Below are 14,336 nucleotides of genomic sequence, written 5' to 3' on the forward strand. Positions count from 1 at the left end.
ACATCCAAAATGAATGCCGGACGGGCGTTAGCTTCTTCCTGCAGCTAGGCCGGGAAATCTACCAGGGTTGCAGCGGCGGCGGGAAACCGCACATTGGGGGAGGTATCCCGCCGCCGACCTGCAGGACTCGTGGAATAGGAAGGGTAAAAAGTTGAACAACGAAATTGAACCGGGGGAGAACCTCGACAGTGAGCAGGTGTATAACGCCGCGAACGGTGGTCCTGCCCCGGTGACGAGGCGCAGCCGGAATCGTGTCCTGCTGGCTGCAGCCGCCATCGTGCTGTTTGCCGGAGGAGCAGCCCTTGGAACGGCGTTGCCGGATCCCAAGGAAAGTCCGGCCTATAAATCCCTTACCGGCGAGAAGTCCACTATCGAGATTGAGCGGGACGCGGCACTTTCCAGCTACGCCTCGTTGAAGGGCAAATACGACACCCTTGAGAACGGTATGGCGTCCCGCGAGTCCAAGGTTGGGGCTAGGGAGACCGAAGTCGGCGAGGCCGATGCTGCCGTGAAGACAGCTGAGGCGGCGGTCAAGGCCCGCGAGGACGCCGTGACCGGTGCCGAAAAAGCGAAGGCGGCACGCACGGTTGGCGATGGCACCTGGACTGTGGGAACCGACATCGAACCCGGTACCTACCGGGCAGCGGCCGAGGTGGGATCCACCTGTTACTGGGGCATCTACCGCAGCGGCAGCAACGGCAACGACATCATCGAAAACGACATCCCCGGCGGCGGACGGCCAGTGGTCACCCTCTCAGCAGGGCAGGACTTCAACTCAACCCGCTGCGGCAAATGGGAAAAGCAGTAGCCACTGCTACTCAGCAGCATCATCCAATCGCATCACTGAAAGGCATCATCATGACTAACCAGAACTTTGCCCCTGTTCCGCCTGCCGCCGGTGCACCTGCGGCCCGGTCGTTCTACACAAAAAAGCGGTTGGTTGTGCCCGCAGGCGTGCTGCTGGTGGGCCTCCTCATGGGCTCCTGCTCCAGCGGCAGCAAGCCGGCTGAGGACTCCAGCCCGAGCGCTTCCACCACTGCATCCGCTCCTGCCGCGCCCGCGGCGCCTGAGGTCGGCGTTCCGTTCTCCGTGAAGATGCGCAACGGCAACATCGCAAGGATCACTGTCGTGTCCGCCGTCCGCGCCGACTCTGTCACCACCGGCGCCTTCGCCACCGCTCCCAAGAATGGCACCTACCTGCTCTTGGATGTGCTTTGGGAAACGGAATCCGGCAAGACGAGCTCCAATCCGCTCTACTTCTCGGCGAAGGATGCAAATGGTCGAAAGGCGGACATGAGTCTGTTCGCCGACAATCAGCTGGGATCCGGCGAGATTCTGCCCGGCGATAAGGCGCGGGGAAACATTGCCTTCGATATTGCGCCCGGCGCCGCCACCGTCATGATCTCTGATCCGCTGCTGCAGGAAGCGGCGCGGATCCAGATCCCGTAATTTGCCAGTTCTTGAAACCTCTGATGCACAACTGGTCGGCTCTCTTCGGTAGGACACTCTTACAAAGCGTCCGATTTGGAAGGTGTTCCTTACTTAGCAGGAGTGGGCGAGGCGGTGGGTGAGGAACCACTCATGGACAAGAACACGAATTGCGAAGCACGAATAGTGCACCATGCCCACAACTCGGACAGGTGGGAAGAGTTGAGTCCTAAAAGCGTAATGGGAGCGTTGCGTATGCGACGCCACTCCCGGCAGGGATATCATCTCGAATTAATGAAGCGGCTTGCTCAGCTATGGCTGATCGGCTTTGGGGGTTCGTCGAAAGGAAAGGCATGAGTAGGTCCGGAGATCTGCAAGGGCGCCACGCGGAGAAAGAGCATTGGGTGCATGACCTCTGCCGCCCAACGCCCACTGATTTTCAACCGTTTGTCGGGCAGGTCGAAAGATAGTGGGTTTTTGGCACACCGGCTACATGGAATTCCATGAGCCTACAGGCGAAGGTTCAAGTTCATTCGCGGAGCCCAAACAGATGACCTTTCGGTGTACAACCTGCGGGGTGGAGTTTTCAACGGCCAGGGATCTCCGCGTACACACTTTTGAGGGTCACCCGGTGCGACGCCCTGTTCTCGTGTTCAGTGGGCGGGAGTGCGGCAGGAGTCGCCTAACCATCACCAGCGAAACCACCGCAAAGGATTGGGTTATACGCACAGCTGACGCTGTGAAGATCAACGGCAAGACAATTTCAATCGGAGGGGCTGCAGCATTTTTGTCGTCGCAGCGGAGTGGTGTTGTCGACGTGATGCTTTCGAATCTGGATGTTGTGCAGGCTTTTCAGTTCGAGTTTGCTCTCGCTGATATGGAGGACCTTGACGGCGTGGACGCTGCCTTGGCGCGCTTGGTCGATGGGGGGGAGCTGAGTCGCCGGTCCATCGACGACTTCATCATGCGCTGCAAGCAATATCCGACTGCTGCCAGGTATCAATCCGGACTTGCAAATTACCTTTACGGCGTCCTGGCGCGCGAGGACGCTGTTGGGGCGGAAATTTCCGAGCGATCGCGTGAGAGCAGTGACTATGAGGGCAAATACGATCGGGCTGTAGGAATTCTAGGAAGCTTCGACCGCCCTCCAGCCGAGGCTATTTGTGGCATCGTGGCTTTCCACTACAACCAGTTCGAACGCGCCATGACTAAAACCAAGAGCCAACGTGTAGCGGAAGTGTCTTTACGCTTGCAGGCGCTTCTAAAAGGGGAAAATTGGTTACCCGCTGCCCTTTCACAATCGCCACACCCAAGTCTGGATGTTGCACTCAGTGATTCGATAATCGAACAAGTGCTCAGGTGGACAGCACTGCCACTTGACGGGACAGCAGCCGGAGACATGGCAGAGCTGGCCGCAAATATTAGCTCCCAGCGACCACCCGACGCCCTCAAGCTCCACCTCGTAGCAGCTGAGCACGCGCTCGCTGTAGGTGACGTTCCTACAGCAGTGCGGCACGCCGAAAGCCTCAGGCATAGCCGTTTGAGCGAGAAATGGTATGCCAATTTCCAACCTCGAACCAAAGGTCAAGGAGTTCTTGAAAAGTGACAACAGACGACGGGCCCACGGGTGTTTCTATGGCGAATGGCTCCGACTCGCCCAAGGGCATGGAATCTCCGACCAGCGGCCCCCAGCCGCCCTATCAAGGCAACGACAGTGGCAAGCGAGAACGGCCCAAAACGATCCTCACGCTGATGGAATATGCATATAGCGAAGCGGGACGCAAGCTCAACCTGTCCCGCAAGGATCTGCTCGAGCTCTCCGTGCGCCCAGAGGACGAGCAAGCAGAAACTGATACCGTTCGGCAGTTAGCTGCGGGAGATCCATTGTTTGCCGTGCCACAAAGTCTATTGGCTGTATTGGCTGAGCTTGGTTCAGAACCGCTCGTGCGTCGCCGCGTTCTCGACTTGGTTGTCGTGGCTTTTGCCAGCCACAAACTCTTCGAGGGGCGTATTGAGCGTTTGACGGAGCAGCAGCCCTTGAAAATGCTTACTGCCGAAGAGGTTAACCGTGCTGCCAAGCAAATCACATTCAGCGACTTGGGGCTGGAAGCGGAATCCGAGTTCAGCGACGCGAGCAGGGCTCGGTTGAGCGCCAACGCCGTCTCCGCCTTGGAGCTCTTCCGCGTTCTCCGCGATCGGTGGACTTCGAGGCAGTTCATTCAGGATATGGCTGCATGGGTCTGGGACGCGCCGGTGCTGCCAAGCGCCTATAAGACAGCTGCTCTTCTGGCGACCGCGAAGAACACAGAAGCGCTGAGCCAGATCTCGCGACAATTCGAAATTCTTCTCCGTGACTCGAAGAGTGAAACAGGGAAGGCCATTTCACAAGCGCGTGAGCAGGAGCTTCGTGCCATAACGGCCGAGGCTTTGGGAAAAAGACTGGCAGCAGATCTAGAGAAGGCAAGAGCAGATGCTGCGGAGTTGGCGGTCAAAGCCAATGAACTTGCCCAGCGGCTTTCGGTAGAGCAAAGCAACCGCGTGGTTGATAAGAGCCACCACGTCGATGACTATGAAGCCCTTAGAACGCAGGTCATTCGACGGCTCTCTACTCAGGCTGAGCTTTTGGGGGACGGGCTTCACGCCCTTCGCCACGGAAGCACAGGTGTAGCGGAGGAGTTCGTGGACAGGGCACTCACTGCAATCGGTGGTGAGGTCAAGCGCCTTAAGGAACTGGATGGGGGAGTGCAATGATTGCAGGTTTTGATTTCGGAACGACTAACAGTCTGGTTTCTGTGGTGGTTGGGAACCGTGTTATTGACGTCTTGGACGATGAAGGCCTGCCGCACCCATCTGTCGTTCGATACGAGGGCGAGGAAGTCGTCGTCGGACGCGAGGCGCGCCATGCGCTTGAGGAAGTCGGTCTCGGCGTGTATGGCAACACCGTGCGCTCCCCAAAGTTTCTCCTGGGTGAGGAATCAGTGACTGTCGGAGGGGTCGACCGCAGCCCCATCGAGATTGTTGCAGATGTGATTCGCCACGTCCGTTCAGAATCACGTCGAAGCAGTCAGCGACACGTGCTGGGCGAACTGGACCGTGCAGTGGTCACGATTCCAGTGAACATGAACGGCCCGAGACGCGCGGCTCTTCGAGAAGCGTTCGCCCATGCCGGAATCTCTGTAGCTCAGTTCGTTCACGAACCACTTGCAGCCCTGTACGGCTACCTTCGCGGTGCAGCGGACACCGACAGCGAAATCCGCGGCCTGATGCGACGCAACGTACTGGTTGTTGACTGGGGTGGCGGTACCCTCGACCTCACACTTTGCCGAATTGAGCCGGGGCGGATCCTGCAACTCCGCAACGGGGGAACTGACACAGTCGGGGGCGACAAATTCGATGAAGTGATACGTGACGAGGTCGTGGCGCGATTCTCTACGAAGCACGGGATATCCAAGTCGGATCACCCCACGAAGGAAGCGCGCCTCAGACTGTTGCAGGATGCGGAACGGAACAAGATTGCGCTCTCGGAGCGACCGAGCGTCACTTTCTATCGTCCAGGCTATTTCCCAGAGTCCGAGGACACGCTTGAATACCCGCTGACGCGGCAAGAGCTGGACGCGATTACACGACCTCTTGTGACATCCGGTATCAGGGAGATTGAAGCCCTCCTTGACAGCGTCGGCATGGCTCCCGCTCAAGTCTCACTTTGCCTGGTTGCTGGCGGCATGGCCGCGATGCCAAGCATACGGAGCCGACTGCACGAGCTGTTCGGGCCTGAACGAGTGCTCGTCCCTGTGAACAGTGCGACGCTTGTTTCGCAGGGAGCAGCACGCATAGCCCATGACTCACAGCGGCTGGTGCTGGCAAAGCCCATTGAACTAGAAATGGCACGTGGTTCACGCCTTCCACTGCTGAGGGCCGGAACGACCATGCCGAATGATGGCGAGGTATGTCAAGACCGCTTCCACTTGTACTGCACCGACCCGACTGACGGCCTGGCAAAGTTCTCCATAGTGGCGCCAACTGAGCTTGCTGATCAACCCCAAGCTAGCGATCCGAGAACGTCGCTCGGAATGGTAGCCATTGCTGTGGACAAAACAGCACCACCTCTGGTCGAGCGGCTGGAACTAGACGTAAAGGTCGACGATAACCTCATCTTGTCTGTTAGCGCTATGTCCAAGCAGCGGGGCGACGAAGCACATGCGTCCTACTTTGATCTTGAGTTTGGCATCGGACTCCCTGGCAGCAATGACCTGGGACCAATAGATATTGCTGACACCGAGGCCTACGTACCCGATGACGGCCTTATTGCCCGTGCCAACGTAGCCGATCAACAGGATACGAGGTTGGTTCCCGGAGACGTGTTTTATCAGCATAGGCCTCATGCCTTTTCGAGGCTCCCTGGTCCGGACCAAGCCACTGATGAGCAACTCATCGAGCACCTCTACTACAAGCCCTGTGCCGTCTGTAAGCGTAAGTGGGGCGATCCCGCCTGTAGGTGCGCTTCGGTAGCTTGAAATGGCATCTAAGCAAGTCGTTGTGCGTATCCAAGCTGGTGCGTCCGAAGTCGCCGAGTTGGTTCGTCGGCCCGTCCGAATAACTCCGGACGGACATGCCGGCGTCGTGTACGACGGAGCCGTGTATCCGTTGTTTGCCGACAATGTGGTCGACATCTCGGGCGCGTCGTGGGAAATCGAAGACTGTAGCAGGTTCCTTTTCGCAGGGGCTTCTATCCCATACGCGCCGCAATTTGATGACGTCCGTGCGCAGCAGATCTTCCTGGGTTTCCACGGTGAGTGGGAGGTCGAGACCAATCGCTTTGGTCATTACCTTGTCTTCAACGCCCCTGAGCGACTTGCAACGGATGTCGTCGAAGCACTCGAGGCCGGGGGTCTTTCGGTCCAGAGGTGGGACGTCAGCCATCGTCCCACACGCGAGGGGAAGTTCTACGACTGGTTTGCTCGGCTCCGTTTTAAAGGTAGCCACGAAGAGGTCGTGGCTCAGATCTCCGCCGTCTTTTCGCCTGCGTCAGCGGAGCCAACAACTGCGCCCGCTCCGGCACCGTCAGTTTCGCCGCTAGAGGATCTCGCAGCACAGATCGAGCAATTGGTCGATCTGACGGCCGAACTCAGGGAGCGTCTCAGCACCTCTGAGTCTGAAGCTTTGCTCCTAAGAAAGCGGCTCATTGCCGCCTCAAGTCAGGAGTCAAAACTCTCCAACGATTTGGATCGGGCCCTAGATCATCAAAAGGCATTACAAGATCAGCTTGGAGAGCTGAGCCGTGATCCGCGGCAAGCTGTTGAAACGAAAATACTGCTGAAACGTCAGGCCGAGACCGAAGAACTTCTCGAACTGGCGTTCGCGGAAAACTCCGAACTTCGCAGCAGTCTGGCGGGCTTCCGTGATCAGGCGGAACAGGGAGACGTACGGATTTTGACACTCGAGGCAATTGTCGTCGACCTACAAGAACGGCTCCAAGAATTCGGGGAACAGGAGCGAGTGCGACGTCGAGGTAACGCGACGGGCCGAGCACCTCGTCGTGGTGTTCCTGGATTTCTGGATGTGGCCTTCTCGCGGCTGACCTTTGTTCTCGACAGCGTTGAAGTATTGGCCAATCTCGATTCATCAGCGTCTATGATGCGCTCCTTGGTGCAGATTGATATGGGCGAGGTTGTGGGCAAGGATTTGGAAGGCATGCGCGGCTGGCGCGAGGTTTCGAAACTTGCCACGGGGCTTGCTGGCAGCGAGGACATGGGGCGCATTTACTACAAGCCGGACGGCGACCGCGTCCTCGTCAGCGTGCACGTCAAGCAAGACGATAAGGAACAGCGCCGTCACATCGAGCGGCTTCGCTCCATATGAGGACGGTACTAACTACCGGGCGGCTTGCATTGGGAGTGGGTGTGGCCGGGAGTGGTGCCGCGTGGCGCGCCAAGGGTGGCCGCAGCATGCGGGACACTGATGACGGTGCGGCAGAGGAGCGTTGGGACCCTCTGCCGGGAACAGAATTGCAGCATTAGTGAAAAGGCTCAGGGTTGAGCCTGTGGTTAAAGGGGGAGAGCACAATGACCGAGACTGAAAACGTGACACTGGAGACCCAGCTCGATGATGAAGGCGCCAACGCAGACATCGCGAAGGCGGTCAGCGCCCGTCACTCGATCGCCCGCAAGTACGTCATGAGGATTCGGCGCCGGCGTCCGGAGGCGAGTCCCGCGGAAGTGATCAAGTTGCTGGAACGGCACTACAGCACGTCGATCACAGCCGCAGGTGCAGCCATCACTGCCGGGTCCATCGTCGCTGAGGTGGGCATTTCCCTCATCCCGGGTGGAGGAGTCGCGGCCGCGGGTCTAAAGACCGCGGGCAAGCAGGCCGCGAAGAAGACTGTGCAGGTAACGGCCAAGGAGGCGGCCAAGCTGGCCGCTAAGAACATGGCCCTGGGTGCTGCGAAAACCGGTGCTCACCGTGTGGCCGCGCTTCTCCCTGCCGGTGATCAGCAGCTTCAGTTTGAGATCACGGCAATTTTTGGCCTGGCCCTCGCAGACATTCACGGGATGGACCTCGACCAAGATCAGGCGCATGCTCTGGTCTACGGACTCACCAACGATGCCGTTAGCCAGAAGCAGATTGCAACCATGGCCAAGGATGTCGCGGAGACGTCTCTCGATGGAGTGGTGGGAGTTGGTCACAAATTCGCCCTTGCCAGTGGTGACTGGTCCCATTGGGCAACGACGCTTGCAGACACACTGCCAAGCGGGGCCGCGCAAAGTCTCGTCAGAACCATCCAGACGGGTCAGCTGGATACCGTGCGTGAGACCTTGAGCGGGAAACAGCAGTCAGCGATTGAATACGGCGTGGGTGCCCTGACAGGAGGAGTCAGCCGTTTCGTTTTTGGGCGCGATGTGGTCGTGGCAGCTCGGTCCGCGTTCCCCGAGGCTCCGGAGGAGTTCCCCGAACATCTGGCTCTTCAGGACAAGTCCTCAGACGCCGATACTCGGGAGTCGGAGCCCAGCCGGGCTCTTGCGGCCCTGGAGGATGCTGCGAAATCCACAGGAAGTTGGATCACAGGGACGGCCAGCACGGTTGGGGAAGGGGTCGCGACCGGTGCCACTGCTGTCGGATCAGGGGTGGCAGGCGCCGCCGCGGCCGTGTCCCAGCCGTTCCGTGCCGTGGACGTTGATGGAGACGGGATACCTGATGAGCCGCAGGCATTGTCGGCGATCAAAGGGCTGGGTGGTGCTTTGGCCGGCGCCACGGGCGCAGCGACTGGGAGAGTTGCTGGTCTGTTCAAATCGCGGAAGCGAAACAATGCTGACGCGCCGGAGAGGGTGCCTGAGGAATGAATCGCGAACGCCTACGGTCCGAGGCCATGGAGGGCGGCGCTACAAGGAACCGCAACATAGGCGAACACTGCCACGCCCTTCCCGACGTCTACGTGACTTTCAGGCCGAGGATTCCCTTCCAGAGGACGGGGAGGGCGCCAGGAGTACGACCGCTTGGTCGCCCGGTCCCCGAAGAAGAGCAACGCGTCGCAGGGAGAAGTCGTGGGACGTTCAACTACATGCGGGTTGAAGCGGTTCGGGTAGCCATGAAGGTCGCGCAGCGGCGCGGCGACGTGGGCCAGCACGAGTTCCCTTATTAATCCGCAGGTCCTCAAGCAATACGGAGTCTGACAATTCAGCCAGTCGACAGAGTGCTAAATTGCAGTTCAACCAGTGACGGTTACGGTCCACCGCAAGCTTGCAAATGGGCTGGTCGCGATCGCGTCAACCACCCGCACGTAACCAAATCATGAACCTCATCTACCCTCACGTTCGTGAGGGCGGCAGTCACACGTTTGCGATCGATGAAACGTTGGTGAGTTATAGGGGTACCTGACTGCTGGCCTAATCAGGTTCAATCGTAGTGGGTGCACTCAGGCGCAGTTGCCGAATTGCAGATCCTCGCGAGATCCACGCACTCTATGTCGGAACCATGTGATGGAATACATAGGTGAGTGCCACGACGACCCCGCCCGATGACATCCTGGAGCGCATTTGCCGTGAGAACCTCGCTGTTTATCGCGCGTCACAGGGCCGGCTCCAGGAGGACGTCAGCCAAGAGGCGCAAGTCGCCCATGACTATCGCGGCCGTCTCGTGTACGAGCTCCTTCAGAATGCGGATGACGCACTAGTTGGCGTTGCGACGACCGAGGACCGAGTATTATTTCGACTCACCGACACGGAGCTGTGGGTTGCTAACACGGGACGCCCCTTCACCGACGCCGACATTCGTGGATTGTGCGGCTTGGGAGCCAGTTCCAAGGCGCAGTCAGGCGGCCCTAAGCGTGCAAGCATCGGTCATAAGGGGTTGGGCTTCAAGTCGGTCCTCGAAATCACCGACAGCCCCGAGGCCTACTCCGAAACGGTTAGTTTCCGGCTGGGACGGGAGCAGGCAGAAGCACAGGTGTCTCGGCTGTGGAACGAGTTTGACCGCGGCAAGGTCCGAGGGGTGCCGGCGATGCGATTCCCGTGGGCGATCACCGAGGTGCACGAGACTTGGGACCAACTCCGGGCAGCCGGCTATCACAGCGCGTTTCGATTCCCGTTCCACGAACGAGTTAGCTCTGCGGAGCAGGCGGCGCTCGCGCATCAACTGTTGCACCTTCCGATGACAAGCGTGCTCTTCCTGAAGCACCTTGAAGAAGTGGTCATTGAGGTTGCGACCTCCCGTGAGGAGTCAGACCGACAGTGGCTCTTGGAAAGGCACCGAGTGACCTCCGTTGGCGTCGAGCGTTGCGCCGGACTCACGGAGTCGGGCCTCTTCAGAGTCGACTTGGTTAATCGTGAAGGTCACGGCGACCGCTACTGGATTGCTCACGACGGCAACGTGCGAATCGGCGACCACCGCGATGGTTTGACCGGGCCCGCATGGGAGGGCGTGGACGTCACCGAAGTGTCGGTCGCAGTCCGGGCTGCCGACGACCCGCGGGTCAAGACGGAGGACCGCCGGTTTCACGTCTTCCTGCCTACGCAGGAGCCTTCCTCCTGCTCTCTACTGGTCAACGGGGCCTTCACGACTGACCTTTCACGGCAGCACATTCAAGTTGCGCAAACCCCATCGAACTACAACGGATACCTCGTACGCCGCGCAGCCGAGACATTCGTGCAGATGCTCATGCCTCACCTCCTTGCCGAGGGTGGCCCACGCTACGTCCTGCAAGTTCTGGATCGAGACGAAAGCGACTCCGGGTCGGCGGGCGGACTCCTTGCCGACGCCATTGCTAGCGCAATGACAGGTGCCCGCTTCCTGCCTTCAGGACCGAATGAGCTCGCCCTCAATGAGGCAGTTTTTCCATCGCCCGTACTCAACGCAGAGGGGTCCGCCTTCGCTGACCTGCTCAGGGAGGACTGCGTTCTGAACGGCAGACAATTCCCTGATCCGGAGTTCTGTGAAGGAACGCTTGCCGCGGTGTGCGCGGCCTACGGGGCAGTGGCACTCAGCCCGATTAACTCACTACGCGCTCTTGCGCACAACCTCGCTACAGAGAAGGCAGCGTTAAGATCTGGCCCCGACTCTCGTTATCGGGTTGACCCAGTTCTTGATCTCTGCGCGCTCCTCTGGGAACGATCTGATGCGGCGGATCGCCAGGCCTTGGAGGAGAGCGCCCGGCTGGAACCGGTCTTCCCTGTCGGCGAGAACGACGATGGCACAGTCAGGCGGATAGCCCTGGGAGTTGAAAGTGCGTTTTACCCACCGCGCTCTTCCCCAGAGGAACTTCCCCTTCGTAAGTTGCAGTTCCTCGCACATGGGGTCTGTTGGGGCATTCTCGGCAGGACCGAACAGAGGTCAGTCCTGGAGCGCCAGATGAAGGCCTGGGATGCGCTCTTCGACGTCAAGGAGTTCCGCTTTGAGGAGGTCATGCGCGCTGCGGTCCTGCCAGGACTCACGCGCACGGCCGCGGCCGATGCCGAATTGCGGGAGTCAAACCGGACCATCGAAGCGCTCGCCACGATCTGTAGGTTGGCCGGAAAAACCACCAAACCCGACCAGCCTCTCCCCATGGGGCGGCTTGGTTCGGACCGAGCGTTCTTCAATCTCAGCCGCCTTGATGTTCCGTGTCGGGCCGATGCCACAGGGGAGTTGACCTGGGCGCCGGCCCATCAGGTCTACTTCGGACGCGACTGGGTTGGCGATGACTCAGTCGAGGCAATCGTTGAAGCAATGGCCGATGCGGGCGAGGTCATGCAAGTCCGATTCCTTGCGTCGCCCGACGTGTTCGCCGAGTTCTCTGCCACCATCGGGGTCAACGTAGAAGACGACGTGAGTCCAGCCACGGCTGATCCCGACGAAGGTGAAGTCGACTTGGATGACGACACCGACGAAGCCCTTGAGACCACCGTCGATGATCGGTGGCGCAACTTCTTCGCTTGGCTCGGAGTCAGCCGTGGCTTGAGACTGGTCCACTTTCACGATGTTGACGACACGGGTACCGGGTGGACAAATACGAAGGGTCTTGGTCTCCCTGGTGGTTGGGCATTCTCCGGTCTGGAAACGGTCTGGTCCGACTACCAAGCGGATCTCGTAGGGGCATTCTCGTCTGATCCACGGTGGGAGCTGACGGACCACTATCTCTACCAGGTTCACAACCTTGATCTGCTCGACGAGATCGCCGAGATTGCCCTCCGCAGGGACAACGAGGTGGCTGAGAACCTGCTCGATCACCTGGTTCGCAATTGGAACACCTACGCTCGCCATACCCAGGCCGAGTTGGCATTTGTTGGAGCCGGCAAATGGCCGTCGTCGCGAACGGCTCCACCCCGAGCAACGTCGGAAGAACTTGTCACTGCTGGCCCAGATCTATGGCTCTACCGACTTCGTCACCACGCGATTTGCCCTACGAGCCATGGTCCGCGGCGTCCAAACCAAACGTGGCGTCGATCCGAGGAGCTCGTTCGTCGTCTGAGCCGCAGCGGGCGGGCTGCTGACGACTACCTTCCTGTCCTCAAACAGCCAATTGGGGTACCGGCGTCGACACTCCGCGCTTGCCTCGATGAACTGCAAGTCCGCGGCGAGCTGACTCCGGCCGCGTTCAATGTCGAGGATGCACACGATCTCTGCGTACGCATCTCGCGCATGTACTCGTCGGGTATCACCGACCAGGCACTGCGCTTGGAACTGCGACCGATATACCGCCAGATGTTCGAACTGCTGGTCGGCAGCACTGTGGACAGCGGGGTGCCACTCAGTGGCACCCCGCTTGCCGCGCGCACGGCGGCCGGGTACGAGTTTCTCGCCGCCCGAGACGTCTTGTACGCGTCGGTGTCTGGCAGCCGAGAACGGAGCGGTGTGCGGGACAAGGTGCCGTTGTTCGTTCTTGAGGCCGAGCCGGGAGCAGTTCGTCCCCTCCGCGAGCTCTTCGGAACCCCACTCCTTGAGAGTGCGTTGGAGTGGTCGGTGATTCCGGGCGAGACTGCTCTTGAAGCATCCGGCCTCGGTACTTTGCGCCAGGGACTCCAAGACCTGGTCGCACCGCTACTCGCTCGCCTCAGTGCCGATCGAGCTGACCGGAGTGGGGCAGACCGTCGGGCTTTGGCTGAATTCGCTGAGAAGTTGGAACCCGTGGATTCGCTCAGTCTTAGCTGTTCATTCCGCGGGCAGAACCTCGGTCAGATTCCGCAGCGGACGTACTACGTGCGGCGCTCGGAGGACTCGGGATTCCAAGCTTTCGCCGTGTGGACCGGCCCTGCGTGGCCTCCGATAGCGGAGGACGCTCATACCTTGGCCATGGCGCTCGCGGAGACTTTGCAAGTGAACACTGTCGAGACCTTCTTATCGTTCATTAACGCTAACCCCGCGCAGCGACAGCAACTACTCGATCTGGCCGGTGCCGCGGAGAAGCTGGAGGAAGTGCAGCAGGACCTTGCCGATGTCGGAGGTGACGCTTATCAGGTCGATCAACTGGCAAACCGCACAGAAGGCAACGAGCTCGACACGACAGACGGCGAGTCAACAGAAGCGGCCACCGGGCACGCAGACCGAATCCCTCCCGCTGCGACCCGTCCCGCTCCGCGTATCCCGCTGCACCGCTATGAGGACCTCCTGATAGACGGAGAAGTCATCCGCATCGAGGGATCAGGTCCCCAACACGAGACCAACGGAAGCAACGGTCAACCCGGAGCCGCGGGTGACCGACATGGTGACCCAGGGGGTGGTTCTTCAGGCGCGCCAAGGGCAGCAGCCGGCACAGACCTGAATGAACTTGACCGACTTGGCATGCGTGTAACCTTCGCATTTGAGGAGCGACGATTCGTCGGGCAGAAGGCCGTCGTACTCCCGGGAGAGACGCCCTCTGAGAATGCGGACGTGCTAATTGTCGACGTCAGCTCGCCGGAGATGATCGTAGCCGCTATCGAACAGTCCACCGCAGTCGAGCAAGTGTTTGACCGGCTCGCTGAGCTGGGCATCAGCGAGCTATACCCCGGCTTCGACGTCCTGACCATCAAGGGTGGTTCAATCGATCGAATGATTGAACTGAAGTCATCCGGAGTCGACGCGCAAGTTCAAGCCATGAGTTGGAACGAGTGGAAGACGGCCGGGGGCGAACTAAGAAGTCACTTCTGGCTCTACCTCGTCGGCAATCTTCGCGCGGATCTCGAAAACGCCCCACCCTTCGTGAGAGCCGTTCAAGACCCTTTCGGGACACTCGCCTCTTCAAAGTCGGAAGACGTCATACGCAAGCGGACCATTCAACTCCGAGTACGCGAGTTCGCCGCTGCCGATCAACTCACCCTGGAGTTACGACACGAGAAAGACTCGCCAACCTAGGACTACACGTGAGCATGATGGCAACGGTCACCACCATTGCCTCGCTCTCAATCCCTATGACCAATTTCATTCACGGATGGGTCTGTTTAAATCCAGCTGCCCGGAAC

Annotated in this window: 8 protein-coding genes; all 8 read left to right on the plus strand. The window is 59.5% G+C overall.

The window, feature by feature from the left end; all coding sequences use genetic code 11:
- Positions 1–151 precede the first annotated feature (151 nt).
- The 8 genes from AB4Z15_RS21840 (at position 152) to AB4Z15_RS21875 (ending at position 14,229) form a co-directional block, all read left to right on the plus strand.
- The gene (locus AB4Z15_RS21840; RefSeq protein ID WP_442018925.1) at positions 152–808 is read left to right on the plus strand and encodes a hypothetical protein; all 657 of its coding nucleotides are present in this window, start codon (positions 152–154) and stop codon (positions 806–808) included.
- A 50-nt stretch (positions 809–858) separates the two neighbouring features.
- Entirely contained in the window at positions 859–1,449 is a 591-nt protein-coding gene (locus tag AB4Z15_RS21845) for a DUF4352 domain-containing protein (protein ID WP_442018926.1), read from the plus strand.
- A 718-nt stretch (positions 1,450–2,167) separates the two neighbouring features.
- The gene (locus tag AB4Z15_RS21850) at positions 2,168–3,034 is read left to right on the plus strand and encodes a hypothetical protein (RefSeq protein ID WP_442018927.1); all 867 of its coding nucleotides are present in this window, start codon (positions 2,168–2,170) and stop codon (positions 3,032–3,034) included.
- Complete coding sequence (locus AB4Z15_RS21855) at positions 3,031–4,179, plus strand: hypothetical protein (protein ID WP_442018928.1); 1,149 nt, start codon at positions 3,031–3,033, stop codon at positions 4,177–4,179. The genes AB4Z15_RS21850 and AB4Z15_RS21855 overlap by 4 nt, the downstream gene beginning before the upstream one ends.
- A complete protein-coding gene (locus AB4Z15_RS21860) occupies positions 4,176–5,942 on the plus strand; it encodes an Hsp70 family protein (protein ID WP_442018929.1) in 1,767 nt (588 codons plus the stop codon). The genes AB4Z15_RS21855 and AB4Z15_RS21860 overlap by 4 nt, the downstream gene beginning before the upstream one ends.
- A gap of 1 nt (position 5,943) precedes the next feature.
- Positions 5,944–7,287: a hypothetical protein gene (locus tag AB4Z15_RS21865; protein ID WP_442018930.1), complete on the plus strand. Its 1,344-nt coding sequence runs from the start codon at positions 5,944–5,946 to the stop codon at positions 7,285–7,287.
- 203 nt (positions 7,288–7,490) lie between these two features.
- Positions 7,491–8,765: a hypothetical protein gene (locus AB4Z15_RS21870; protein ID WP_442018931.1), complete on the plus strand. Its 1,275-nt coding sequence runs from the start codon at positions 7,491–7,493 to the stop codon at positions 8,763–8,765.
- A gap of 649 nt (positions 8,766–9,414) precedes the next feature.
- Complete coding sequence (locus AB4Z15_RS21875; RefSeq protein WP_442018932.1) at positions 9,415–14,229, plus strand: sacsin N-terminal ATP-binding-like domain-containing protein; 4,815 nt, start codon at positions 9,415–9,417, stop codon at positions 14,227–14,229.
- The last annotated feature ends 107 nt before the right edge of the window (positions 14,230–14,336 follow it).

Origin of the sequence: Paenarthrobacter sp. 2TAF44 (assembly GCF_052114885.1) — a bacterium.
In the GTDB taxonomy this organism is placed as follows: domain Bacteria; phylum Actinomycetota; class Actinomycetes; order Actinomycetales; family Micrococcaceae; genus Arthrobacter.

Coding starts and splice junctions, on each gene's coding strand:
- AB4Z15_RS21845 (WP_442018926.1), top strand. CDS start 859: ATGACTAACCAGAACTTTGCCCCTGTTCCGCCTGCCGCCGGTGCACCT.
- AB4Z15_RS21860 (WP_442018929.1), top strand. CDS start 4,176: ATGATTGCAGGTTTTGATTTCGGAACGACTAACAGTCTGGTTTCTGTG.
- AB4Z15_RS21865 (WP_442018930.1), top strand. CDS start 5,944: ATGGCATCTAAGCAAGTCGTTGTGCGTATCCAAGCTGGTGCGTCCGAA.
- AB4Z15_RS21870 (WP_442018931.1), top strand. CDS start 7,491: ATGACCGAGACTGAAAACGTGACACTGGAGACCCAGCTCGATGATGAA.